Raw genomic sequence first — 24,712 nt, 5'->3', positions numbered from 1 at the left:
ACATTTAAGCGAACACGTCGAAAATACAAGGGATCTGATTTTGGAAACGATCGTCATCACGATACATGTACTGGCCTGCGTCTTTCTGATCGCCATGATTCTCCTTCAGTCCGGCCAAGAGGGCATGGGAGTCATCTTCGGCGGCGGTAGCACCACCATGTTCGGCAGCTCCGGAGCGGGCGGCCTTCTTGCTCGTGTCACCGCAGGCCTCGCGGCAGTTTTTTTAATTACTTCCTTGACATACAACGTTCTCACTGGCAACAAGGTCGCCGGCGATGAGTCGATCATGCTGGACGGTGAAAACGTTACCGCTCCTGCACCGGAGCAGCAGAAAGCTCCGGGCGTCAAGTTCCTTGATACCGAAAAGAATCCGGACGCCGAGAACGAATAGTTCAAGCGAATATACGCCGAGGTGGTGGAATTGGTAGACACGCTGTCTTGAGGGGGCAGTGGGAGAAATCCCGTGGGGGTTCGAGTCCCCCCTTCGGCACCACGAATTCAAAAGGGTCGCAACACATGTTGCGACCCTTTTTTCGTTTTATTGCAGTGAGCTGAGCGGGCTGAACAGACGGCTTGCCAGTAATTGGGGGTCACAAGCATTAAAGTGACGCTTCAACGATTCTTATCTTTAGAGGAAGGGTGCTGCGCTGTCCGGAATACGGAATGGCTTCGTCTTCTTTTGTGCGGGTATTGGGGAATGAGCCGGCAACCTTTGAGATGTGAGATGTATGGTTGCCATGTTCGGACAGGCATTCCGTGAGAGAGTTTTCGGTTTAGCAGGAATTTGAAAAAACGCTCAAAAAAGGGTTGACTTTTGGAGCGTTACAGGACAAATACATTCCTCGCTTTCACACATCGCGCCGAGGTGGTGGAATTGGTAGACACGCTGTCTTGAGGGGGCAGTGGGAGAAATCCCGTGGGGGTTCGAGTCCCCCCTTCGGCACCACGAAATCGATAAAGGCTGCAACCAAGGTTGCAGCCTTTTTTCGTTTATGGATGAAACGGCCAGAAATACGGGATGAAGAGCGAGGCCGATATCCAGACGAACAGTGCCAGCGGTATCCCGAGTCTGAGGAAGTCGGTGAAGCGATACCCTCCGGGCCCGTAGACGATAAGGTTGGTCTTGTAGCCGATGGGCGTGGCATAGCAGGCAGAAGCCCCGAAGGCGATCCCGATGATGAATGGGCGTGGGTCAACGCCGAGTGCGGCGGCTGTCGCCACCCCGACCGGGACGAGCAGGACCGCGGTGGAGTTGTTGCTGAGAAAGTGGGACAGTAGGCTGGTAAGGAAGATGAATGCGCTCAGAATGACTTCCGGCCCTTGCCCGCGGAAAAGCGACAGAAAGGAGTCGGCATAAAGGGTGTCGGCTCCGGTTTTTTGCAGTGCCGCACCAAGGCTGATGGTGCCGATGATAAGCATGAGCACTTTCACGTCGATGGACTGATATGCTTCTCGGATGGTGAGGCAACCGGTCACGACCATGGCGAATGCAGCGGCAAACGCGCCTTCCAGTATATTGAGCGTGCCGGTGGCCACCAAGGCCACCATAAGGCCGAAAATACCAAGTGCGGCCGGAGCTCTTCTCCAGTTGATGAGATCGAAGGCAACCTTGTCGTTGAGAGTGATGAAGTCCTCTGTCTTGCGAATCCGGTCGAGGGTCTGTTCATTGGTCCTGACAAGGATGATGTCACCGATACGCAAGGTCATGTTGCAGGCCGAATCCCATGCGTAATGGTGCCTTCTGCGTTTTATCCCGACAAGCTGTGCGGCTCCCAGTACGGATGTGACCGCTTCGCCGGCTTTTGCTCCCTGAACGTTGGAGCCGGCGGGGATCAGCAGTTCCGCCATGGCAGATCCTTTTGGAAGTTCAATTTCCTGTGTCGCCGAACAGACCGGCTGAAGCGCATGGCCTTTTTCCACTATACGCGTCAGGTCATTGGCAGAAGCCTTGACCAGCACAAGGTCGCCGGGGGCGAGGGTGATGGGGGCCTTGTTGTGGAATATCTTCTGACCGCGATATATCTCATGCAGTTCCATGGCTTCATATTCCGGCGCAAACCCGCTCTCAGGGCTTCGCCCGACAAATGGACTGCCTTCGGGAATCTGGAGTTCGGACAGGTATTGGTTGACCTCTCCGTCTCCAGCACCGTGTGGGCTGTCATGTTCCGGCATCAGGCGATGCGAGAAAAGGTAGATGATGAGCCCGCCTACGAGTGCGATGGGGACGCCGAGTTTCGAGAGCTCGAACATCCCGATGGGGGCGTTGCCCATACCCGCTGCAACATCGCTGACCAAAATGTTGGTGGAGGTGCCGATGAGTGTGCAGGTCCCTGCCAGTATCGAAATGTATGAAAGCGGAATGAGGAACTTGGATGGGGCAAAGCCGTAGCGGACGCAGACGGTCATGATGATGGAGATGAACAGCACCACGACCGGAGCGTTGTTCAGGAAAGCTGAGAGCGTGCCTACAAGGATGAGGCTCAGAAGCATCAGCCGTGAGGCGTTGCCTTGCGTGTAGTGAACCGCCAGGCGGGTGATCATGTTCAGCGACCCTGTTCTGACGAGGCCCTTGCTGACCACGAAGAGCGCCCCGACCGCAAGCGGCGCGGGATTGGCAAACCCCGCAACCGCTTCTTTGGGCGTGAGCAGCCCGGAAACCATCAGCACCGCGATGATGCCCAGCCCCGTTACGTCCACCGGCAGTCTCTCCGTGACCAGCAAAATCACGGAGGCCGCCAGAATGACTGTGACGAGAATGATTTCCGGTGTCATATCAGCTCCTTATTAGTTTCCTTTCCAGCGTAACTGGTAGAGATCCGTCCGTCTGCTTTCCGCGTTCCGGACGCTTCCCTTGGCTCTCAAACTCTTGATCAGGTCCATGTCCAGATCGGTGATCAGCACGGTCTCGTTTCCCGGTGTGGCTTCGGCCGCGATGCCGTTTCTGGGGAACGAGAAGTCCGACGGCGTGAAGACCGCGGACTGCGAATACTGGATTCCCATGGTCTCAACTTTAGGAATGTTGCCGACGCTGCCAGAGATGGCGACATAGCATTCGTTCTCGATGGCGCGTGCCTGCGCGCAGGTCCGCACTCGCATGTAGCCGTTGTCGGTGTCCGTCCAGAAGGGGACCAGCAGCAGGCGCATGCCCCGTTCGGTCTGGATGCGGGCCAGTTCGGGAAACTCGACATCGTAGCAGATCAGGATGCCGACTCGACCGACATCGGTATCGAAGACCTTGATGGAGCTTCCGCCGCTGAGTGCCCAGCTGGAATCCTCGTCGGGGGTGATGTGCAGTTTGTACTGTGAATCCCATGTTCCGTCGCGGCGGCAAAGATAGCTCACATTGTAGAGCAGGCCGTCCTCGCATATTTCGGGAACGCTTCCGGCGATGATGTTGATGTTATAAGAGATGGCCATATCCAGCATCTCCTGGCGCATGCGTTCGGTGAAACCGGCCAGCGAGCGCATGGCCTGTGCCGGGTGTTCGTCTGAGAACATGTGAATCAGCGGGGCATTGAGCAGTTCGGGAAAGACCACGAGGTCCGACTTGTAGTCGGCAACGGTGTCCACAAAGAACTCGGCCTGTTGCATGAAGTCTTCAAAGTTTTCGAAACGCCTCATCTGCCATTGGACTACGCCGACCCGGGCGACGGATTTGGTGCCGCCGATGAGTTTGGTGGTCTTTTCGTAGCCGATGTTGACCCACTCCGACAGAACCGCGTAGCCGCAGGAGGGCTCGTCTTCATCCCAATAGTGCTTGAGCAGTCGCTTGACCTGAAATCCATTTGCGAGCTGGAAAGAGAGGACCGGGTCGTAGAGTTCCTGGCGCTGCACGCGCTCAATGTATTCCTTGGGGCTCATTTCGGCCTGATGTTTGGAGTAACCCGGAATGCGACCGCCAATGATGATGCCCTTGAGGTTCAGTTGCTCGCACAGTTGTTTGCGGGCATCGTACAGGCGGCGACCAAGCCGCATACCGCGATATTCGGGATCCACGAAAATCTCGATTCCATAAAGGAAGTCGCCATCCGGTGAATGGCGGCGCATCATCCCGTCACCGGCTACGTCGTCATAGGAGTGATTGAGACCCACCACGGCCATGTCCACAATCATGGTCAGCGCGACGGCTACGGGTTTTCCGTTGTCGTCGATGCATATCTGGCCTTCGGGAAATTTATCCAGCATGGCCGCAAACTGTTCGCGGGTCCATGGCTCGGTCATGGTCCGGTATATGCGAAGCTGCATGTCTCGGACGTGTTCATAGTCCTCCATGCGCAGGTAACGCGGGCTAAGCTTGTGGTCGTCGGGAAGCATGTCTTCTCCATTCTGGGGTTTATTCAATTCAAAGCATTTTATCCATTTGCCGCGCCGAATGTCATCCCTTTTGTTCGCGGACGCATGTAAAAAGGAACCCCGTCCTGCATCAAGACGGGGTTCCCGGAGTCTGGTCCAGCGAAGCTAGAAGGGGTACTGCAGGGCGTCGTCGGAGCTTTTGCCCCCGTCCTTCTTGTCGATGGCGCTCAGTCTTGCCTTTGCGGCCTCACGCTGTTCCTTGCGGTCGGCGTTCTTGGCCACGGTCTTGAGCAGCTTTCTGGCGGTGTCGTAGTTGCCACGGCTTTCGTAGATCATCGCAGCCCTGTACATGGCCGTCAGCGACCAGATGCTCTGTTCCGGGTACTGCCACGCAAGTCTGAGGTAATAGTCGAGCGCCTTGCTCTTGTCGCGCATGGCCTGACGGCCTTCACCCAGCCAAAAGAGGATTTCAGCCTGAAACTCGCGGGGGTACGCGTCCTTTTCAGCCCACAGTCCGGCCAGCTGGGTTTCGGCTTCCTGGAATCTGCGCTGCTGTTGGAGCATGAGGGAAACGCGCAGTCTCGTGATGGGTTGGATCGGTTCACCGGTCTTGATCAGTTTGCGGAAGGTTTCCCACGCCTGTTCCTGCTTGCCAGCCTCCAGCTCAAGACGGGTGCGCGCATCAAGGCGTTTGGCACGGAATTCGGAGGAAAGCGACTCGGTATTCATCCGGTTCAGGTAGAAGGCGGCCAGCTGCAGGTCCTTGGCGTCAATGGCGCGGTCCGCAAGGTAGAGCAGGGCGCTTCTGCCGAAGTCGGTCCCGTTGAAGAGGGTGGCCGCACGGCGGGCCAGCGACTCCTGTGGCTCCTTATTCAGTTCCATCTGCCAGGCGGCCAGAACGATCAATCTGTCCAGTGGCCAGTCGCTCTCCGCTGCATCTTCAAGGGAATTCGGGCTAAGCGAAATCCAGAAGGGCGCTTCGCCATTGGCGGGAGAGCGTTCGGATCCGGCCGCAACAAGCCCCGTGATGACGGGATATTCCGCAGCGGCTCGGGGCGGGTTGTCGGAAACGGTTTTTGCTATGGGGGTATGGAAGGCCAGCATCCCAGCCGCTTTGAGGCTGACCGGAAGCTTTTGTCTGTCAACGGAGTTCCAGAGCGCTTCGGCCAGCTTCATGTCGCCATTGGCCAGAGCAAGGGCGAGGGAAAGGTTGTCGATCAGCGCGGCCATCTGCTCCGAGATGAGCAGGGATCCCTTTTCCTGATCAAGAGCTTTCTGGGCGCGGGCATAGTCCATATCGAGAATCTTGTCGCGAAACTTGAGCCACGGTGCGGACCGCGGATCGCCCACCATCCAGATGGATTTTTCTCCTCCCAGCTGGGAGGGCACGTTCCCGCTCCAGAAGGCCCGTGCCTTGAGGAAACCGCCTTCCTTAAGCGGCCCCACATTCTGAGGGGCCGTGCCGCTTTGAATGTATTCTACGAAAGCCTGCCAAAAGGTTTTCAGTGCTGGCCGGTCCAATTCATTAATAGATGAAAGGGCGTTGTCAAAACGTGCAAGACTCGTGTCGGCAAGCGTGGTTATTACTGCTCGGGTCGCATTAGCGCTTACGAACGGAACGTAATCCTCCTTTTCCGAAACGCGGTCGACGGGTAGGGCGGCTTTTCCTGTTTCCACTTGCCACGCGCTGCGGGCATCTTTCCAGAACGAGTCGGAATCCATGGCATCGCCGTGTTCCAAAAGCATTCCCAGAACATCCAGCGATGATTGGCGGGAAAGGGAAAAGTTTGATCTGGCGGTCCAGAAAAGCTTACGCCAGACGTCCCGCCACAGCGGTTTGAGGCCCGGCTCGGCCCGGAAGCGGTCTTTCGCCTCACCCTTATCCGGCTCCACGTCCATGGAGCGACTGAACCAGAGAACGGCCTTGTCCGCTTGTCCGAGCGCGCGATGCGCTTTTCCGCCATACCAGAGCCTCTCGGCTTCAGTGGAGTTGTCCTCGGAGGAGGGGAGCATTTCGACAATTTGAAGGGCTTGCGAGGGGGAACCGGTCTTGAGGTACACGCGGGCTCTGTCGAGTTGGTCTTTGGGCGTATCGCCCTCACGCGCGGAGAGTGTTTCCTCGACCTTGTCCCAAGCGCCGTAGTCTTCCAGCCATTCGTTAAAACTGTCCTTTGGTGCGGGATGGGCCGTTGTCGCGGTCAAACCTACCAGAAGGGATGCGAACAGAAGTTTCTTCAGTTTCATGTATCCGCCATTTGCGTTTGAGGCCGCAGTAGCGACCATTGGAGTCAGTGACCGGAAGATAACCGGAACACGGTTGCATTTCAAATTCATTGGTGAGGAGGCATTAATGGGGACAAGCTGAACCGTTGACTAATTCGGTGCCGCTGAAAGTTTGATGCGGGGTGACCGGCGAAAGCCGTGATAATTCGCGTGTGTAATGAGATTGCTCATATCTTGGCCAGGTTCAATTTTAAGGGAAATGGTAGGAGGAACGTCGACTTGACCTCGGAGCGAATGTTAGAGGGAAAAAAAGAGGAAAGAGTAGATCGGTAACCCATCGTCACCCCGCACCGGAATGAAAGTTAACATAATTTACATTATGAGACAAAGAGAATAAATCAAGATAGCCGGGAAGTTGTGTGCGGCGAGCTGCTAGGACCTGTTTTGCAGTGCGTAGCTTTGTGAGGCCTGAACAACTGTACGGCACTTATCGGTCCTGGGGTTGGTTGCCCGTTCTTTTTTGCTCTGTGTGGTGTCGAACGAAGGTCCCTGGCTAATCTTGGTGTGTGTCTGAATAGCCCTGCCCGAAAGGCGTACCTGTTGCTGTTTGTGCGCAGCCCGGGCGGGATGCTTGGCGAGTTTGCGGGGTTGAAGGTTTGTTTTTGTTGTGTTGTATCCACTTGTTGACAGCGGCTTAGGTGTTAGCTTGCTCTTCTTGAAGTCTGCGTGCGTCGATTTGGTAGATCCGCCTGCCTAGCTGCCTTTCGTGTATGTGGTTGAGGCTGTGCTCTTTTGCGAGCGCCTTTGTTAATTGACACAATTCTTGAATAGTATGGGCAATTGAACGTGTTTTGTCAACTGACAAAGGCAAGACCCTGTCTCTCGTGTTAGTCAGTTGACGACTGTGATTAACAGGCCCATACCCTTCTTTTTTGGACAAAAAAATGTCCCGCCCTACGGGCGGGACATTCGCTAGTCAAAGGCTATCGGAGTGTTACTGCTCTTTCTCTTCCTCTTTAGCGGGTTTTTCTTCCGCTTCGGTGTCTATGGCTTCTATCTGCTTGAGGTATTTATCGCGGCATTCGTAGGAGCAGAAGTGATGAAGCTGCTCCCCTTCCCTGACGCGAATGGTGCCCTCGGTGCTGACGAAGGTTCCGCAGACCGGGTCCTTGACCATGCTGCCGGTCTTGACCTGCTCTTTGAACTCTTTTTTCTTATCCATTTCCTTTTTCTTCTTGTCGCCCATGAAGAGCTTGTAAATCAGAAAAAGGGCGATACCGATCACGAGGAACTTCAGCACAGCGCCCTCCGAAAGTGTTGCGGCAGATCAGTCCTGCCAGATCCTGTTGCCTTCCATCCTGAATTCGACCTTGTCCAGAGCTTCGGCAACGCCGGTTCCGTCCGGAAAGACGAAATCCGGCGCGATTTCGTTGAGCGGCACGAGCACAAAGGCCCTCTGCTGCGCTCTGGGGTGCGGCAGGTCGAGGTAGCCGGTCTCCTGTTCCAGATCGCCCCATGCGATCATGTCCATGTCGAGCACTCTCGGGCCGTTGGGCTCCTGCCGGGTGCGCCCCAACTGCCCTTCAATGGCCTGCAGGCAGGACAGAAAGCCTTCGGGGGACCATATCTCCGGATCCACCGCCAGTTCGATCACCTGATTGGTGAACCAGGACTGATCCTTCTTTTCCTGCGGCTCGGTCTCGTAAAGGCCGGACATCTTTTTCAGGGTGATGTCGTCGCCGTATGCTTCGAGCCTCGAAAGGGCGTCGTTGAGGTTGTCCTCCGTGTCTCCCACGTTGGACCCCAGCCCCACGAGAACTCTTACAGTTTGGATATCCGTGATACCGCCTCCTTGAGCAGATCATTATTCACGGTGAGCGAGATGCGGAAATAGCCCTCGCCCGGAGTCCCGAAGCCGTTGCCGGGGGTGAGGACGACGCCTGTCTGTTTCAGGACGTTGGTCACGAAGTCGGCGGAGGTGTTACCTTCGGGGACCTTTGCCCACACATAGAAGGACGCCTCGGGAACGCGGTGCTGGATGCCGATGTCGGAAAGGGCCTTGCAGACCACGTCGCGGCGTTCTTTGTAGATGGCGCGGAACTTCTCGGCATGCGGTTCGCCGTGACGCAGCGCGGCGATACCCGCTTCCTGCACGGCCTGGAATATGCCGGAGTCCACGTTTTCCTTGATTTTCCCGAGACCCGCGATGAGCTGCTCGTTGCCCACAGCCATGGCGACGCGCCAGCCGGTCATATTGTAGGTCTTCGAGAGCGAATGGAATTCGATGGCCACGTCCTTGCCGCCTTCCACTTCAAGAATGGACAGGGGTTTGTTGGACGGATCGTAGTAGATCTCGGAATATGCGAGGTCGGAAACGACGATTACATTGAATTCCTTGGCCTTCTGGACGAGGCGCTCATAGAATTCCTTGGTGGCGGTGGCCGCGGTCGGGTTGTTCGGGTAGCAGACAAAGATCATCTTGGCGCGGGCCCAGGTATCGTCGTCCACTGCATCGAGATCCACGAGGAAGTCGTTTTCCTCAAGAAGCGGCAGGAACTGAACTTCGCCGCCGGCAAAGCCGGTTGCGGCCGGATAGACCGGATAGTTCGGGGTCGCGACAAGAACCAGATCGCCCGGGTTGACGTATGCCAGCGGGAAGTGCGCGATGCCTTCCTTGGAGCCGATAAGGCTGACCACTTCGGACTCGGGGTCGAGTTCGACATTGAAGCGCTGCCGGTACCAGTCGGCAACGGCGGTGCGGTATTCCAGCATTCCCACGTAGGAAGGGTACTGATGGTTCACCGGCTTCTTTGCCCCTTCGTGAAGGGCGTCGATGATGAATTCGGGAGTCGGCAGATCCGGGTCGCCGATGCCGAGGCTGATGATGTCTATACCCTGTGCTGCGACTTCGGCCTTGGCCTTGTCGATTGCTGCAAAGAGATAAGGCGGCAGCGTGGCGAGACGGTCCGCAAGCTTGAATTCAGGCATTGATTTACTCTCCTTCCTAACCTGATTATTTGAACAAGGAGTTTACATAAATGGACCGATGGCGGCTGTCAACCGACAGCCGTCGGGCTTGCCCATGTCCGTATGGCGGTGTATATCATTAATTGATCAGTCTCCGGGTGAGCTGAATCCCTTCTCGCCTTATTTCAAACTATTACCGTGATAATACCGTGAGCAAGAAAGAAACCGATACAATTTTGCACTCCCACCCGTGGATGGACCGCTATCTGGAGAACCTTCTGGTGGAAAAAGGGCTCTCGGAAAACAGCCTTGAGAGCTATTCCGGTGATATGGATGCTCTGCTGGCCTACCTGTACGAGCGGTCCATTCCGCTCGATGCCGTGGATGCCGACCTGCTCTTTCTGTATCTGACCCAGCTTAAGTCCCGCGGTTTGAAGGGTAAATCCGTTGCCCGGCACCTCTCTACCCTGCGCGGCTTCTTTGCCTTCTGCACCGATGAGGGCTTTTGCCGCGAAAACCCGGCCGCCCTGCTCGATAACCCCAAGCTCACGCGGGATCTGCCTGAAGTGTTGTCGCGCAAGGAGGTCGAGGCCATGCTTATCCTTCCCGATCCGAACACCAAGCTCGGCGCGCGGGACAGGGCCATGCTTGAGCTTATGTATGCCGCGGGATTACGCGTCTCGGAGGTTGTGGACCTGCGCGTGCTGGATTTCGATCCGCAGACGGGTGTTTTGCGCATATTCGGCAAAGGTGCCAAGGAGCGGCTCGTGCCGGTGCATGATACGGCGCAGGAGATCCTTTCCGATTACATCGATACCGTTCGCCCCACCTACCGCCCTGCCACCGATCACATGTTTCTGAACCGTTCGGGACGGGGGCTGACGAGGCAGGCGGTCTGGAAGCTCGTCAAACGGTTCGCTGAAAAAGCTGGAGTCGAGCGCGCTGTCTCACCGCACACTTTCCGTCACTCCTTTGCCACTCACCTGCTCGACGGCGGCGCAGACCTGCGCACGGTGCAGATTCTGCTCGGCCATGCCGATATTTCGGCCACCGAGATCTATACCCACGTTCAGGACGGCAGGCTCAAGGACCTGCACCGCTCGTTTCACCCCCGTTCCGAAGGCTGATCTCTTTGACGTGCCCCGTGGACTGCGGTACTTCCGGATATCCCTATGAATAAAAAAGCATCCAAGATACAGGCACGCACGGTCATCACTGCGCACGCCAACGCCGACTTCGACGCTCTGGCGGGAATCATCGCGGCCAGCAAGCTTTATCCCGACGCTGTGCTCATCTTTCCTGGCAGTCAGGAAAAGAACCTGCGCAATTTCTACATCCAGAGCACCACCTATCTCTTCAACTTCAAGGCATTCAAGGACATTGATCCCGACTCGGTCGAACTGCTTGTGGTGGTGGACACCCGGCAGCGCTCCCGTCTTGCGCACGTGAAGCCGTTGCTGGAAAAGCCTGACATCAAGATTCACACCTTTGATCATCATCCCGACTCCGACGAAGACCTAAAGGCGGACCAGGAGGTGCTGCTGCCGTGGGGATCTTCGGCAGCCATCCTTGTTTCGGAGATGAAGAAACGAGGCGTGGAGGTTGGCCCGGAAGAGGCGACCATCATAGGGCTGGGCATCTATGAGGATACCGGCGGCTTTTCCTTTTCCACCACCACGCCGCACGATTTCGAGGCCGGTGCCTGGCTGTGCGAGCGGGGTATGGACCTTCAGGTCATCTCGGACATCCTGAGCCGCGAGCTTTCCGCCGAGCAGATATCCATTCTGGGCGATCTGCTCAACCACGCCACAACGCACGATATTCACGGCGTCGAGGTTGTGGTCACGGAGGTCAGCACGGATACGTTCGTGCCCGACTTCGCGTTTCTCATCNACAAGATGATGGATGTCGAGGACATTCAGGTGCTCTTTGCGCTCGGCCGTATGGGCGACCGAATCCATCTGGTGGCGCGGTCCCGCACCCCCGAGGTCAATGTGGGCCTCATCTGCTCTTCCCTTGGCGGCGGCGGACATGCGCAGGCGGCTTCGGCGACCATCAAGGACAAGACGCTGGCCGAAGTGCGCGACGACCTGTTTGCCCTCTTCTATTCCCAGATCGACCCGCGCGTAGTCATAGGAAACATCATTTCCGCTCCGCCCGTGGTTATCGAGGACGACAAGAACATCGACAAGGCCGTGGAGCTGATGATCCGTTTCGGGCTCAAGGGCGTGCCGGTGGTCAAGGCCGGAACCATGGAGTGCGTCGGCCTCATCGAGCAGAAGATCATGGACAAGGCGTCCTCGCACAAGCTGGGGCACCTCTCCGTGCGGGAATACATGGCTTCGCGTTTCGAAACCGTTTCGCAGGACGTGGACCTGTATACCGTCATGGAGATCATCCTCGGCAAGCGGCAGCGCATGCTGCCGGTGGTGGAAGACGGCAGTCTCGTCGGCGTCATCACCCGTACCGACCTTGTGAACCTGCTGGTGGAAGAGCCGGCCAGAATTCCCGAATCGCTTCATCCGGAACGCAGTCGCGAGCGCAACATCTCTTCCTACATGCGGCACAGACTCGACAAGTCCATGATCCAGCTGCTCACGCAGGCCGGAGAGCTCGCCGCGGCCGAAGGCTACGAAGTCTATGCCGTAGGCGGGTTCGTGCGCGATATCCTGCTGGAACGCACCAATCAGGATCTCGACCTTGTGGTGGAGGGCGACGGCATCGCCTACGCGAGAAGTCTCGCCAGGGAGCTCGGCGGGCGCGTCAAGTCGCACAAGAAATTCAAGACCGCAGTTGTCCTGCTTGAATATGACAAGCGCATCGACGTGGCCACGGCCCGTCTGGAGTATTACCAATACCCCGCCGCCCTGCCCACGGTGGAGCTTTCTTCCATCAAGATGGACCTGTTTCGGCGCGACTTCACCATCAATGCCCTTGCCCTGCGGTTGAATCCGGACCGGTTCGGCAATATCGTGGACTTTTTCGGTGCGGAAAGGGACATTCGCAACCGTCGGGTGCGCGTGCTGCACTCGCTCAGTTTCGTGGAGGATCCCACACGCATTTTGCGCGCCGTACGGTTCGAGCGCCGCTACGACTTCGAGATCGGCGGGCAGACCATGCGTCTGATCAAGAACGCCCTGCAGCTGGAGCTGTTCGACCGTCTCTCCGGAAGCCGCATCTGCCACGAATTGCAACTTATCTCGCAGGAGCAGAATCCCACGGCGTGCTTCGAGCGTCTGGAGGAACTGAACATTCTCGAAGCCATTCACCCCCTGCTCAAGCTGAATCAGGAGCGTCAGCGCGTGCTTGAAGAGCTTGAACGGGTTCACGTCTGGTACAGCCTGCTGTATCTTGATCAGCCTGCCGATGCATGGACGCTGTTTTTCCTTGGTCTCACACAGGGGACCAAGAAGGAAGAAGCCCGCGAAATCTGCGAACGGCTCTTTTTTTCCCCAAGGGAGATGCGCGATGTCCTCGGACTTCGAGACATGATCGGGTCCGCGTTCATGACCCTCATGGGTTGGAAGGAAGGCAAGTCCGCGTTGAGCGAGCTGTTTGCCGTGCTCGATCCCATGCCGGTCGAAGGCATCCTTTTTCTCATGGCCAAGAGCAGGAAGGAATACATACGCCGCAACATCTCTCAGTACCTTGCGCGGCTGCGTAACCTTGAGACCGACATCAGCGGTCAGGATCTGCTGGATATGGGGCTTCCGTCCGGGCCTGCCATGGGCAAAATACTGGAGAGAGTCCGCAACGCCAAGATCGACGGCGAGGTCGAAACGAGGCAGGAGCAACTTGCGTTGGCCAGCCAAATCAAGGACGAACTGGGGGAAGAGGCTTACGAGCGATGAGGCCCTGCTTGCTCTTGTGCTTCAATCCGTGTAAATACGGACTGTTGGCCGTACCCGGAAGGAGTTGAGCCATGCGAGTTCGCAGGATTTCCGTAATTGGCGCGGGCAGCTTTGGGGCCGGTGGAGAAGATCGCTGGCTGGAGACCGAAGCTGAATCCCTCGGCAAGCTCATAGCGGATAAAGGTTGGGAGCTGGTCTGCGGCGGACTTGGCGGTGTCATGGAGGCCGCCTGTCGCGGAGCCTTTCTGGCTGGTGGGTCCACGCTCGGACTGTTGCCCGGGCAGGATGTCGATTCCGCCAACAGGTGGGTCAGCATTCCGGTTGCCACCGGACTGGGGCAGATGCGCAACCATCTGGTTGTTCTCAACGGTGTCGCTGCCGTCGCCTGCGGCGGCGGGGCTGGAACTCTTTCCGAAATTGGTCACGCCCTCAAGAGCGGCCGCAAGGTCGTGGCGATTGGTAAATGGAGTGAACTCGACGGCGTCATTCCGGCAACAGGCGCTGTCGAGGCTGTATCGAAACTCAAGATAATACTTGATGGAGAGCGGTAAATAATGGACGTTTTATGGGCACCGTGGCGACTAGACTACATTCTCGGCCCGAAGCCCGACGAGTGCGTGTTCTGCATTCCGCAGCACACTGAGGAGGATGAGGAAAGGCTGATTTTGGTCCGGGGCGAACACTGTTTCGTCATCATGAACAAATTCCCGTATAACAACGGGCATCTCATGGTCACCCCGTACCGTCATGTCAGCTGCCTCACCGAACTGACCGACGAAGAGCGCAACGACTGCATGCTCTGGATCAATCGGGCCGTAGACGTTATGAACCGGGCCTTTTCTCCGCAGGGAGTCAACATGGGGCTGAACATCGGCGAGGCCGCCGGTGCGGGGATAGCGGCTCACATGCATTTCCAGATCGTGCCGCGATGGAACGGGGACTCCTCGTTCATGGCGGTTTTTGGCGAAACGTCAGTCATACCGGAGCATCTGCTGTCCACCTACAGGCGGCTTAAACCCCTGTTCGAAGAATACCAAGCCTAAGGAGAAAACTTCATGCGTTACTTGAAAGTATTGGCCCTGATCCTGCTGTTTGTCGTATCCATCCTGTTCTTCAGCCAGAACAACGAGATTCTCGCTCAGTCTCTGGTGCTGAGGCTGGATGTTCCGTATATCGCCGAGCTCCGCTCCGTTCCCCTGCCCTTCTATTTTCTCGTGCTCGGCGGATTCGTTGTCGGTGCCGTGCTGACCATGCTGTATTTCCTGAGCGAAAAGCTCAAGGCCGCCAAGAAGCTGCGCGAATGCAACAGCCGTATGGCCAGCCTTGAGCAGGAGCTCAACTCCCTGCGCAACATGCCGCTGAACGAAGAACCGGTTGGCGCTTCTTCCGATAGCGACAGCCAAAGCTAGGAAGGTCCCCTTGGGCTGGAATCTTTTCGGACGCAAGAAAAAAAGGCTGCCCGGCGAAGACGTCCGGGCAGCCAATAACGCCGTTTCGGGGGCCGCGCCGGTACAGGATACCCGCGCGGCCATCGAGGAGCTGAGCCGTGTCGTCAAGAACGACCCGGAAGCCGTCGAGATTTATCTCGCGCTCGGCAACCTCTACCGCTCGCAGGGCGAGATCGAGCGTGCCATTCAGATTCGCAACAGCCTGATCGTCCGTCCCGGGCTGGACTCCCGATTCAAGGCGCGTGCGCTGTTTGAGCTGGGACGGGACTTCCGGCGTGGCGGTTTTCTGGACCGTGCCCGCGACGCTTTCCGTCAGGCGCAGGAGGCCGGCACCGACGAGGGAGAGATTCTTCTGGAAAAGGCCAAGCTCAATGCGGAACGCGGCGCGTATGGTGAAGCGGCCGCCAATTACGGTCATCTCGGCCTTCCCCTTCCGCAGGCCCATTACCTTTATCGCCATGCTCTGGATTTGTTCGCGGACGCCGAAAACACCCGTTGTGTCAAGGCGCTGCGGCAGGCGGTGAAGGTTTACCCCGGCGCATTCGAGGCATGGTCGCTGCTGGTGGTGCAGGAATTTCGCAGTGGACACACGTCGCGTATGGCGTCGCTGCTTGAAGATTCGATGCACTCCATTGAACCGGGGCTGCGTTTCGTGGTGCTGGACGAGCTGCTTGCCGACATTCGGCGTGCCGCGACCAATGCGGATGAGGCGAAGTACGAAAAGGCCGTACCCACCATGGAAGCCGTGGATGCCGTGATACCGGTTCTTGAAGAGCTGGATCCGGATGTCCTGATTTTCTATTACGGCGCGTTGTTCCTGAATCTGCGCCACGAGCCCGACGAGGCGCGCAGATGGCTTGAAAAAGCGCTTGTGCTGACACCGGATTTCTGGCTGGCCCGGCTTGAGCTGTTCGACATGTCCCGCTCCCGCCAGAGCCTGACGCCGTTTTTCAAGGAACAATTGGAATTTTTCATGGGACGCGCGAGAAATGTGCGGCGTTTCTTCTGCAGCCGTTGCGGACTCAAGCGCGATACGATATTCCACATCTGCCCTCGTTGCGGCAGCTGGCATTCCATTACGTTCAGAACGGAGTTTTCCAATTAAGTTCAAGGGATAGGTGTGGCAAAACCCAAAATGACCCCCATGCTGGAGCAGTACCTCCGGTTCAAGGAAGAAAACCCGGATGCTCTGCTCTTCTTCCGCATGGGCGACTTCTACGAGCTGTTTTTCGAAGATGCGGAAACGGCCGCCCGCGAGATGCAGGTGGCGCTGACCAGCCGCAACCCCAAGGATGACAACCCCATCCCCATGTGCGGCGTGCCGCATCATGCGGTACAGACGTATCTTTCCCAGCTGCTGGACAAGGGGCACAAGGTCGCCATCTGCGACCAGATTGAGGACCCCAAGCAGGCGAAAGGTCTTGTCCAGCGAGCGGTGACCCGCGTTCTCACGCCCGGCACCGTGGTCGAGGACTCCAACCTTACCGCCAAGACCAGCAACCATCTTGCCGCCATTTACTGGGATTCACAGTCCGGTTCCGGCGGCCTTGCATGGGTCGATTATTCCACTGGCCAGTGGTCCGGGCTTCATTCCAAAAAGGAGCCGGAACTCTGGCAGTGGGCCGTGAAAATCAACCCGAGCGAACTGCTTGTCGTTCAGGGCCGCAACGTGCCGCCTCAGTACTCGGACCTTTCGGCCACCGTCACCCAGCTTCCTGCGGGTGCATTCTTCGACCGCACATCTGCCGAGGAGCGTGTGCTCAAGGCTCAGGAAGCGGCCAGCCTCGACCTGCTGGATCTGGACGGCAAGCCCGAATTGGTGCGCTGCTGCGGCGCTCTGCTCGCCTATCTGGACCAGACACAGAAGGGAAATTTCAAGCATCTCGGTGAATTCAAGCCACTCAACCTCGGCAAGCACCTGCTTATCGACGAAGTGACGGAGCGCAACCTTGAATTGTTCCGCCGACTTGACGGCAGAACGGGCAAGGGAACACTCTGGAAGGTGTTGGATCGCACCATGACCCCCATGGGCGGTCGTCTTCTGGAGCGCTGTCTGCGTCAGCCGTGGCGCGAACTCGGCCCGGTAGTCAAGACGCAGGAAACCGTTGCGTTTCTGCACGGCGACGACGGGCTACGCGGTGAACTCCGCTCCGCACTCGACAGCGTCTACGACATGGAGCGCCTCTCCACCCGTGTGACGCTGGGACGGGCCACTCCCAAGGACTTCACTGCCCTGCGTCGCAGTCTTTCCGTGCTGCCGAACATCCGGTCCATGCTGGAGCGGGTCACTGAAGCCCCGCAGTTGCTTGCAAAGCTGCTCAAGGGCTGGGACGATATGGAGGACATCCACCTGCTGCTCGAATCCGCGTTGGTGGACAGCCCTCCGGTGGTCATCACCGAAGGCGGACTCTTCCGGCAAGGATACGACGGTAAACTGGATGAACTCATAGAGCTCACCGACCATGGCGAGGCCAAGCTTCAGGAGCTGCACAAATCCGAGACCGAAAACAGCGGGATTCCGAAGCTCAAGCTCGGCTTCAACAAGGTTTTCGGCTATTATTTCGAAATTTCCAAGGCGCATCGCGGCGATATTCCGGAATATTTCATCCGCCGCCAGACGCTGGTGAACTCCGAGCGCTACATTACTCCGGAGTTGAAGGAACTGGAGGAAAAGCTCCTTTCCGCCTCGGATGAAAGGCGCAATCTGGAGTATCAGCTTTTCCAGAATCTTCGCGACAAACTGGCCGATGCGCGCACGCGTTTTCTCTACATGGCGGATGCCCTTGCCTCTCTTGACTACTGGCAGGGGCTTGCCGAGACCGCGCGCGTCAATGACTGGACCCGGCCGGAACTGCACGACGGCATGGAAGTCGAAATTGAAGCCGGACGACATCCGGTGGTCGAGGACGCCATGGGGGCGGCCAACTATATCCCCAACAGCGTCAGCATCAGTCCGGAAAAGCGTATTCTGCTCATCACCGGGCCGAACATGGCCGGTAAGTCCACGGTTCTGCGCATGGTGGCGATTTTCAGTGTCATGTCCCAGATCGGTTCCTTCGTCCCTGCCCGTGGCGCGAAGCTCGGTATGGCGGACCGCGTCTTTTCGCGGGTCGGCGCCTCCGACAATCTTTCGCAGGGCCAGTCCACTTTCATGGTGGAAATGATGGAGACCGCGCGCATCCTGAGGCAGGCGACCATGCGCAGCCTCGTCATTCTCGATGAGATAGGGCGCGGCACCAGCACGTACGACGGCCTTTCGCTTGCTTGGGCCGTTGTCGAAGAACTCGCCACACGCGCCCGGGGCGGTATCCGCACGCTCTTTGCCACCCATTACCATGAACTGACCACGCTGGAAGGCAAGATTCCCGGCCTGCGGAATCTGAACATTGCGGTTAAGGAGTGGAAGGGGGACATTGTCTTTCTGCGGCGGCTCGTTCCCGGTCCCGCCGATCGTTCCTACGGCATCGAAGTGGCCCGTCTGGCGGGGGTTCCGAGAACCGTTGTCCAACGTGCCCGCGACGTCCTTGCGGAACTTGAGAAAAAATCGCAGGATGAGCGCGTCGGTGGCAAAGTGGAGAATGCAACCCAGACGCTGCTTCCCGGTCTTGGCTCCCCTGCCCCTGCGAATTGCCCGGAACCGGAGGAACACCCGGTCGTCCGTCAGCTGTCGGAGCTTGACGTGGACGGACTGACGCCCATCGAGGCGCTGACCATCCTCAACCAGTGGAAGAAATCCCTTTAGGGAGAAAATTTATGCGGTTATGGATCAACGGTATTGCCGTATCGCTTGTTGTCATGCTGCTCGGCGGCTGCGCCATTGGCGTCAAGAAGTGGCCCGAGGCGGTCAAGGAGGAAGACCGCTTTGAACTCAAGCTGCTTGAAGGAAGTCGCAACGGGCAGTGCATGACCCTCAGGCTCGCCGTGGAAGGAGCGGCGAACAGGCTTGAGAGCGTGCTCGTGCAGTATGAAGTCGTTGGCGAAAAGTCTGACGAAGGCTGCATTGGCTGCCCTTTCATCCCGCGCGAGGCTGAACTGCTTCAACCCGGCGACGAAGGCTTCGAGCTTTCCGGCAATGATCTGACCCTGTCCTTCTGCACGTTTGAGCCGGACAGGGAATACCGCTTTCGCGTGGCGGGAGTGAATGCGCTCTCATCGCTTCCGTCGGCCAGCACCGCAGTGTACGTGGCCGACCCGTCACCAAGTCAGTAACGGTCATCAAAAACGGTTAAGGAGACCTGAAAATGCATCATTTCGAATTTCGCGACGGCACGCTTTTCGCCGAGGAAATCGCGGTCAACGAGCTTGCCGACACATACGGCACCCCCCTTTACGTTTACTCCGCCGCCACGTTCAAGCGGCATTTCGAGGCTTTCGACTCCGCCTTTGACGGGCTGGAGCATATGACCTGTTATTCGGTCAAAGCCAACTCCAACCTCTCGGTGCTCAAGCTGCTCGCCTCCATGGGCGCAGGCATGGACATCGTTTCCGGCGGTGAACTGTACCGTGCTCTCAAGGCGGGCGTTTCCCCGGAAAAGATCGTCTACTCCGGCGTTGGCAAGAGCGCGAACGAGATTCGCGAAGCCCTCGCGGCGGACATACTCATGTTCAACGTGGAGTCCCTTGCCGAGCTTGAAAAGATCAACGACATAGCCGAGCAGGAAGGCAAGGTGGCCCGGGTCAGCTTTCGTATCAACCCGGACGTGGACCCCAAGACCCACCCCTACATCTCCACCGGCATGAAGAAGAACAAGTTCGGGCTGGACATGGAGCATTCGCTCAAGGCCTACTCCCGCGCCGTTGAACTGCCCGCCATCGAGCCCATCGGCATGGACTGCCACATCGGGTCGCAGCTCACCAGCATCGAACCGTTTCTTGAAGCGCTGGACAAGCTCTTGAACTTCAACGAAAAGCTCAAGGGCATGGGTATCGAGATCAAGTACCTCGACCTCGGCGGCGGCCTGGGCATCACCTATGACGAGGAAGAACCGCCGCACCCCAAGGCGTTCGGCGAGGCGCTCACCGAAAAGCTCAAGGACCTGCCCATGACCGTGATCCTCGAACCCGGCCGCGTCATTGCCGGCAACGCTGGCATCATGGTCACCGAGGTGCTCTACACCAAAGAGACCCCGAGCAAGTCCTTCGTCATCGTGGACGGCGCCATGAACGATCTGGTCCGCCCATCTCTCTATGACTCCTTCCACCGCATCGGCGAAGCCGAACAGCATGGGCGCGACGAGCGTGATGTGGACGTTGTCGGGCCGATCTGCGAATCCGGCGACTTTCTCGCCCGTGATCGTCAGCTGCCTTGGGTGCATCAGGGCGAACGCCTTGTTTGCTATTCCGCAGGCGCATACGGCTTTACCATGTCCTCCAACTACAACTCCCGCCGCAGGGCATGCGAACTCATCGTGGACGGGGACAAGGTGACGGTGGCGCGCAAGCGCGAATCGTACGAGGACCTCATAGCCAACGAGCTGTAATTCCAACGGGCCGGAATCGCAGCGATTCCGGCCCTTTTTATTTCATGGCGAGACTCAATACTTTCTATCTTTCTCCGGACTCGTGGCCCGATGGAGCCTTGCAGGGATGCGAGGTCGTTCTGCGTGGCCCGGAGGCCCGGCACATGATGACCGTCCTTCGAACGCCGCTCGGCGCTTCGGTGCGACTCATTGATGGTTGCGGCCGCAGCGGTTTGTTCACCCTTCGCGAGGGAAGCAAGAACAAGGCTCTCCTGCTGGCGGATGAGGTCGGCAGGTCCGAACCTCCTAAATCCGGGGTAACGCTCGCCCTCGGCTGGAACAAGTCGAAGCGGCGGGACTGGGTTCTGGAAAAGGCCGTGGAGTTCGGCGCTTCCGGGCTGATTTTCTGGCCAGCGGCTCGAAGCGTTGGCAAGGTGCCGTCCGAGCCGAAAGATAGTTGGTACGATAAAATGGTTCAGGCCGCCAAGCAGTGCGAGGCTGTGCATCTGCCGGAACTCACCACTCTTTCCTCCCTGGACGCCCTGCTCGACCTTGAAGGTTTCGATCGCCGCGTGCTGGCATGGGAAAACGCCGAGGGCGCGATACTTGGGCCGGAGCATTTTGACGGCTCCACACTTGTGGTAGTCGGTCCCGAGGGCGGTTTGAGCGATCAGGAGGCTGAGCGGTTCATGGCGACAGCATTTGAGCCTTTGAGTCTTGGCAGGAGTGTGCTTCGCTGGGAGACGGCGGCCATGCACGCCATGAGCCTTGCGCACTACGCACGGGAGAGAACATGATGAAGCTCGAAATCACGGAAAAGCAGCCGCTGGCGGAAAAGATTCGTCCGAAGTCGATGGATGAGTTTATCGGCCAGAGCCATATAATGGACCGCATCACGGCCATCATGGAAGCCAAACGTTTGCCGAGCCTTTTGCTGTTCGGCCCTCCGGGATGCGGCAAGTCAACGCTTGCCCTGCTGCTCGCGCGCGCCTCAGGGCGCTCGTTTTTGCGTGTGAGCGCGCCGGAGGCCGGGTTGAGCGCGCTTCGCAAGAAGCTGCCGGGCTACGATGTACTCATCCTCGACGAACTGCACCGCTTTTCCAAGGCGCAGCAGGATTTCTTTCTCCCCATTCTTGAAAGCGGCGAAATCACTCTGCTCGCCACCACCACCGAGAATCCTTCCTTCAGCGTGACCCGCCAGCTTCTTTCCCGGTTGCATGTGCTTCGGCTCCGGTCGCTCTCCCGCGAGGATCTGGAGCAGGTGGTGCATCGCGGTTGCGCGGAGCTAAAGCTGGAGCTTGAAGAGGATGCGGTGAAAATGCTGGCCGCACTGGCGTCCGGGGACGGGCGTACCCTGCTGAATCTTTTGGAATACACAGCCCAGCTTCCCGAGAGTCAGCGCTCTTCGGAGGAACTCAGAAAGTCGCTCCCCGAAGTGGTCATGCGCGGCGACCGGGACGGTGATTCGCACTACGAGCTGGCCTCGGCCCTTATCAAATCCATTCGCGGCAGCGATCCTGACGCGGCGCTCTACTACCTGACTGCGTTGCTGGAGACTGGGGAGGATCCGCGTTTCGTGTCCCGGCGGCTGATGATCTCGGCCTCAGAGGATGTCGGGCTGGGTGATCCTCAGGCGCTTTCCATGGCGGTGGCCTGTCATCAGGCTGTCGAAGCGGTGGGAATGCCCGAAGGCGGTATCATCATGGCGGAGACCGCAGTGTATCTGGCTTTGGCTCCCAAGAGCAACTCCACGTATTTCGCGTACCGCAACATGCAAAAGGAGATGCGCGAGCACGGGGTGAAGCCGGTTCCGCTGCATCTCAGAAATGCTTCCACCGCCTTGCAGCGCGAATGGGGATACGGGCGCGGTTACCAGTATCCGCACAATTTCCCGAAAGCTTGGGTGGCGCAGGAATATCTTCCTGCTGAGTTGGAAGGCCGCACTTTTTACCACCCGAAGGATCAGGGCGCCGAGCCCAAACTGAATGCGTGGCTCCAGCAGTTCAGAAAGCTCAGGAAGTAGCTTCCAGTAATTCCTGAACGACTTCGGCAGCGGTTTCAAGACGTTGCTCCACATCCCCTTTCAGCTCCGTGAAGGGAACCTTTCGGCGCAGGAGTTCTTCGCGGAAGTGGTTCTGCAATTCGGCTCTCTGCTCCGGTCGGTCGCGCTGCCCGTCGGCCTGCCATGGGACATCGGTCCCGCAGAGAAAGTAATGATGATAATGTCTTGCGGTCAGTTGCTGTTCTATCCATTCGGGACATTTGCCGTAATAGTGACGGTTGTATATTACAGATGAAAGCAGGTTGGTGTCGCAGACGAGCGGATTGATTCCGGCGGTCTCGGCCTGTTTTTCGGCTTTCAATTGCCCTTTTGCGATGGGAATGGCGTCTTCAAGCGTCAGCACGCCTCCAACCGCCTCGAAGTATTTCCTGAGAAACTCCGGCACCGGCTTTACGCCGAATCGCTCGGCCAGAGCACGGGCGAGCGTCGTCTTTCCCGTGCACTCCGAGCCGGTCACGACTATGCGCACGCTCACGCGCTTTTCTCCCTGAAGTCGGGTACCTGCATGGTTTTTCGCCACTGCACGTAGCCCACTACCGCCATTGTGGTGTAGATCGCCATCAACACCGCGTATCCGTTCCAACCCTTCAAGTAGTAGATGAAGATGTAGATGATGTCGGCAATGACCCAAAGTACCCAGTTTTCGAGATATTTCTTGGCTAGCAGGTACTGGGCGATGAGACTGACAACCGTGGTCAGCGCATCCCAGAAAGGAAATGCCGCATCCAGAACACGACTCATGATGAGCCATGTGGGCACTGTGGCCGCAACGCCGATCAGGCCGAGCCGTACCCCGAGTTTTCGACCCACGTGCCTCACCAGAAGCGGCGTGTGATCCTCTCCACCCCGCAGCCATTGGTACCAGCCGTAAAAGCCCAGTACTACGTACACCAACTGCAAAAAGGCATCGGAATACAGTTTGCCGGTGAAGACCACCACCATCCAGATTCCCACGCTGAGAATGCCGAACGGCCAGCATAACGGGTTCTGCCTGACACTAAGAAAAATGTAGATGAGGCCGGTAAGCGTTGAGATGCGCTCCGGCCAGCCCATGGCCGCTACGAAAGAGCCGACAAAGCTGCCGGCCTCGGCAAATATTTCAAGCATTGCTACCTGTTGTGTCTTGTTGGAGTCTTGTCGTTATTTGTAGAGCTTGCGCCACTCTTCAAGAAAGAGGATGGCGGTATCGAGGCCGGATAGCTCGCCCTGTCGGGAGCGGATTGCCCAGCAAAGATCCTCGAACGTGGCATCCTCGGGTAATGACAGCTCGGCGAGAAGCCCCTTGAGTTCGCCCTTGAGTTCCTCGGGGAAGCCTTCCGGATACAGGTCGCTTCTTTCGCGCTCGGGAGGCCAGTTGTCAAGGCGTTGCTCTACGAAATCGAGCAGGGTCCGCATCCGGTTGGCGTAGGTATGATCTGCAAGAACGCGTGCCCTGCCCCGCTGTGCTATGGCCTGACGCTCATCGGGATGGGCAAGATAGTATTCAATTTTATCCTTCAATTCGCCCATGGAGTCGAAGACGGCCAGTTCATCCTCGGCAAAGGCCCCCGGCATGAGCGTGCGACGATCCACAAGCTGAAACGAACCGCAGGCCGCCACTTCGAAGGTACGCGGATTGATGAAGTCGCCGTGAGTTACCAGCGTCTTGGCCTGCACGGATGAATGCAGGTTCAGGTTGATGGCCGAACCGTTGAATATCTTGACGCATTCCTCTGGTGTCACGCGTCGTCCTTCCATTTGGAGATACGGTTCCAGAACGTGATCGCCGTCCCATTCCGTTCCCCAGAGCTTGAAGCCGGGGCGGATCAGCTCGCGAAAAGCCATGCGGCGATTCGGATACCCTGCCCCCATGAATGAAATCTCGGCACCGAATTTCCGTCTGTCCACGTCGGACATATCGAGCGGTTGGTGGAAGTCCGGCTGTGCGGCCAGAGGAAGATAAACCCCGTTTTGCTGGCCGATTTCCTGCAATCCCTCCATGATGCCCTCGCGCTGGATCACCGCAAAAACGTCATAGTACGGCGCATAGGCCTTCCAGTAGGTGAAGAGCCGATAGTCTTCTACGAACCACATGGCAGTTGCCACCTTGTCCCGACGAAGCCGCTTGAGGGCCTGAATGGACATGGGTGCCTGCGCCATGCACAGAACCAGATCAGGCTCGAAGGTCTCCACCTTGGCGAGTATCGCCTGCGAAACAACCTGGAGATAGGAGTTCTGAAGATAGTCCAGCCGGTCCGTGGTCACTTTGAGGTCTTCAAGCGCCTTGTAGGAAGGGTGGAAATCCGGGGCCTCGAACACCTCCACGAGGTGCCCGCATTCACGCAGACCCTGTGCGCAAAACCGGCCCACCGGCAGTGAACCGCCGTACATGGGAAGAACCACCAGAACTCGTAACCGCTTGTCCATATT

General features: G+C 57.7%; 21 protein-coding genes and 2 tRNA genes. 14 read left to right on the top strand and 9 right to left on the bottom strand.

The features are described 5' to 3' along the window. Positions 1-40 precede the first annotated feature (40 nt). From secG to B149_RS0110975, 3 genes are all read left to right on the top strand, one after another. Positions 41-391, top strand: coding sequence for a preprotein translocase subunit SecG (gene secG / locus B149_RS0110985; RefSeq protein ID WP_018125208.1), 351 nt, complete (start codon positions 41-43; stop codon positions 389-391). Between the two features lie 15 nt (positions 392-406). Beyond that, positions 407-493 (top strand) — tRNA-Leu (locus tag B149_RS0110980). Between the two features lie 366 nt (positions 494-859). Continuing rightward, positions 860-946 (top strand) — tRNA-Leu (locus B149_RS0110975). Positions 947-990: 44 nt separating this feature from the next. Here the strand turns inward: B149_RS0110975 and B149_RS0110970 are convergent. From B149_RS0110970 to B149_RS0110945, 6 genes are all read right to left on the bottom strand, one after another. Next, the gene (locus B149_RS0110970) at positions 991-2,772 is read right to left on the bottom strand and encodes an SLC13 family permease (RefSeq protein WP_018125207.1); all 1,782 of its coding nucleotides are present in this window, start codon (positions 2,770-2,772) and stop codon (positions 991-993) included. A gap of 12 nt (positions 2,773-2,784) precedes the next feature. After that, complete coding sequence (locus tag B149_RS0110965) at positions 2,785-4,314, bottom strand: bifunctional GNAT family N-acetyltransferase/carbon-nitrogen hydrolase family protein (protein WP_018125206.1); 1,530 nt, start codon at positions 4,312-4,314, stop codon at positions 2,785-2,787. A gap of 144 nt (positions 4,315-4,458) precedes the next feature. Continuing rightward, on the bottom strand, positions 4,459-6,537 hold the full coding sequence (locus tag B149_RS0110960; protein ID WP_018125205.1) for a tetratricopeptide repeat protein: 2,079 nt from the start codon (positions 6,535-6,537) through the stop codon (positions 4,459-4,461). 973 nt (positions 6,538-7,510) lie between these two features. Beyond that, the gene (locus B149_RS0110955; protein ID WP_018125204.1) at positions 7,511-7,816 is read right to left on the bottom strand and encodes a hypothetical protein; all 306 of its coding nucleotides are present in this window, start codon (positions 7,814-7,816) and stop codon (positions 7,511-7,513) included. A 27-nt stretch (positions 7,817-7,843) separates the two neighbouring features. Next, the gene (folK, locus tag B149_RS17045) at positions 7,844-8,329 is read right to left on the bottom strand and encodes a 2-amino-4-hydroxy-6-hydroxymethyldihydropteridine diphosphokinase (protein ID WP_018125203.1); all 486 of its coding nucleotides are present in this window, start codon (positions 8,327-8,329) and stop codon (positions 7,844-7,846) included. Between the two features lie 8 nt (positions 8,330-8,337). Then, a complete protein-coding gene (locus B149_RS0110945; RefSeq protein WP_018125202.1) occupies positions 8,338-9,504 on the bottom strand; it encodes an LL-diaminopimelate aminotransferase in 1,167 nt (388 codons plus the stop codon). A 188-nt stretch (positions 9,505-9,692) separates the two neighbouring features. Between B149_RS0110945 and xerD the strand changes: the two genes are divergently transcribed. The 11 genes from xerD (at position 9,693) to B149_RS0110890 (ending at position 22,264) form a co-directional block, all read left to right on the top strand. Beyond that, positions 9,693-10,610, top strand: a complete 918-nt coding sequence (xerD, locus tag B149_RS0110940; RefSeq protein WP_026167574.1) for a site-specific tyrosine recombinase XerD — start codon at positions 9,693-9,695, stop codon at positions 10,608-10,610. Positions 10,611-10,655: 45 nt separating this feature from the next. Beyond that, positions 10,656-13,334, top strand: a complete 2,679-nt coding sequence (locus tag B149_RS0110935; protein WP_018125200.1) for a CBS domain-containing protein — start codon at positions 10,656-10,658, stop codon at positions 13,332-13,334. A gap of 71 nt (positions 13,335-13,405) precedes the next feature. Beyond that, positions 13,406-13,885 (top strand): SLOG cluster 4 domain-containing protein, encoded by a 480-nt coding sequence (locus tag B149_RS0110930; protein ID WP_018125163.1) that lies wholly within the window; start codon positions 13,406-13,408, stop codon positions 13,883-13,885. 3 nt (positions 13,886-13,888) lie between these two features. Beyond that, positions 13,889-14,377 carry an HIT family protein gene (locus B149_RS0110925; protein WP_018125164.1) on the top strand — a complete coding sequence of 163 codons (489 nt, stop codon included), beginning with the start codon at positions 13,889-13,891 and terminating at the stop codon, positions 14,375-14,377. 12 nt (positions 14,378-14,389) lie between these two features. Continuing rightward, complete coding sequence (locus tag B149_RS0110920) at positions 14,390-14,743, top strand: LapA family protein (protein ID WP_018125165.1); 354 nt, start codon at positions 14,390-14,392, stop codon at positions 14,741-14,743. 10 nt (positions 14,744-14,753) lie between these two features. Then, positions 14,754-15,887: a tetratricopeptide repeat protein gene (locus tag B149_RS0110915; protein WP_018125166.1), complete on the top strand. Its 1,134-nt coding sequence runs from the start codon at positions 14,754-14,756 to the stop codon at positions 15,885-15,887. A gap of 39 nt (positions 15,888-15,926) precedes the next feature. Beyond that, the gene (gene mutS, locus B149_RS0110910) at positions 15,927-18,524 is read left to right on the top strand and encodes a DNA mismatch repair protein MutS (RefSeq protein ID WP_083909219.1); all 2,598 of its coding nucleotides are present in this window, start codon (positions 15,927-15,929) and stop codon (positions 18,522-18,524) included. A gap of 11 nt (positions 18,525-18,535) precedes the next feature. Beyond that, positions 18,536-18,991, top strand: a complete 456-nt coding sequence (locus B149_RS0110905) for a hypothetical protein (RefSeq protein WP_018125168.1) — start codon at positions 18,536-18,538, stop codon at positions 18,989-18,991. 32 nt (positions 18,992-19,023) lie between these two features. Continuing rightward, positions 19,024-20,262, top strand: coding sequence for a diaminopimelate decarboxylase (lysA, locus tag B149_RS0110900; protein WP_018125169.1), 1,239 nt, complete (start codon positions 19,024-19,026; stop codon positions 20,260-20,262). Positions 20,263-20,306: 44 nt separating this feature from the next. Further along, entirely contained in the window at positions 20,307-21,038 is a 732-nt protein-coding gene (locus tag B149_RS0110895; protein WP_026167570.1) for an RsmE family RNA methyltransferase, read from the top strand. Continuing rightward, positions 21,038-22,264, top strand: coding sequence for a replication-associated recombination protein A (locus B149_RS0110890; protein ID WP_026167571.1), 1,227 nt, complete (start codon positions 21,038-21,040; stop codon positions 22,262-22,264). Before B149_RS0110895 ends, B149_RS0110890 begins: the two co-directional genes overlap by 1 nt. On the opposite strand, the gene B149_RS0110885 is transcribed toward B149_RS0110890, so the two are convergent. Genes B149_RS0110885 through B149_RS0110875 form a run of 3 tightly spaced genes read right to left on the bottom strand, consistent with a single transcriptional unit; the run spans position 22,254 to position 24,709 of the window. Then, positions 22,254-22,778, bottom strand: coding sequence for an AAA family ATPase (locus tag B149_RS0110885; RefSeq protein ID WP_018125172.1), 525 nt, complete (start codon positions 22,776-22,778; stop codon positions 22,254-22,256). The genes B149_RS0110890 and B149_RS0110885 overlap by 11 nt on opposite strands. Beyond that, positions 22,775-23,410: a nicotinamide riboside transporter PnuC gene (gene pnuC, locus B149_RS17040; RefSeq protein WP_018125173.1), complete on the bottom strand. Its 636-nt coding sequence runs from the start codon at positions 23,408-23,410 to the stop codon at positions 22,775-22,777. Before pnuC ends, B149_RS0110885 begins: the two co-directional genes overlap by 4 nt. Positions 23,411-23,443: 33 nt before the next feature. After that, positions 23,444-24,709 carry a CgeB family protein gene (locus B149_RS0110875; protein WP_026167572.1) on the bottom strand — a complete coding sequence of 422 codons (1,266 nt, stop codon included), beginning with the start codon at positions 24,707-24,709 and terminating at the stop codon, positions 23,444-23,446. Positions 24,710-24,712 lie beyond the last annotated feature (3 nt).

The organism is Desulfovibrio oxyclinae DSM 11498 (assembly GCF_000375485.1).
Taxonomy (GTDB): domain Bacteria; phylum Desulfobacterota; class Desulfovibrionia; order Desulfovibrionales; family Desulfovibrionaceae; genus Pseudodesulfovibrio; species Pseudodesulfovibrio oxyclinae.
The sequence above is the reverse complement of the archived record's forward strand: the minus strand, read 5'-3'. Positions and strand labels throughout refer to the sequence as shown.

Coding starts and splice junctions, on each gene's coding strand:
- lysA (WP_018125169.1), top strand. CDS start 19,024: ATGCATCATTTCGAATTTCGCGACGGCACGCTTTTCGCCGAGGAAATC.
- B149_RS0110965 (WP_018125206.1), bottom strand. CDS start 4,314: ATGCTTCCCGACGACCACAAGCTTAGCCCGCGTTACCTGCGCATGGAG.
- mutS (WP_083909219.1), top strand. CDS start 15,927: ATGCTGGAGCAGTACCTCCGGTTCAAGGAAGAAAACCCGGATGCTCTG.
- B149_RS0110960 (WP_018125205.1), bottom strand. CDS start 6,537: ATGAAACTGAAGAAACTTCTGTTCGCATCCCTTCTGGTAGGTTTGACC.
- B149_RS0110925 (WP_018125164.1), top strand. CDS start 13,889: ATGGACGTTTTATGGGCACCGTGGCGACTAGACTACATTCTCGGCCCG.
- B149_RS0110875 (WP_026167572.1), bottom strand. CDS start 24,709: ATGGACAAGCGGTTACGAGTTCTGGTGGTTCTTCCCATGTACGGCGGT.
- B149_RS0110890 (WP_026167571.1), top strand. CDS start 21,038: ATGAAGCTCGAAATCACGGAAAAGCAGCCGCTGGCGGAAAAGATTCGT.
- B149_RS0110905 (WP_018125168.1), top strand. CDS start 18,536: ATGCGGTTATGGATCAACGGTATTGCCGTATCGCTTGTTGTCATGCTG.
- B149_RS0110920 (WP_018125165.1), top strand. CDS start 14,390: ATGCGTTACTTGAAAGTATTGGCCCTGATCCTGCTGTTTGTCGTATCC.
- B149_RS0110930 (WP_018125163.1), top strand. CDS start 13,406: ATGCGAGTTCGCAGGATTTCCGTAATTGGCGCGGGCAGCTTTGGGGCC.
- B149_RS0110945 (WP_018125202.1), bottom strand. CDS start 9,504: ATGCCTGAATTCAAGCTTGCGGACCGTCTCGCCACGCTGCCGCCTTAT.
- pnuC (WP_018125173.1), bottom strand. CDS start 23,410: ATGCTTGAAATATTTGCCGAGGCCGGCAGCTTTGTCGGCTCTTTCGTA.
- B149_RS0110895 (WP_026167570.1), top strand. CDS start 20,307: ATGGCGAGACTCAATACTTTCTATCTTTCTCCGGACTCGTGGCCCGAT.
- B149_RS0110970 (WP_018125207.1), bottom strand. CDS start 2,772: ATGACACCGGAAATCATTCTCGTCACAGTCATTCTGGCGGCCTCCGTG.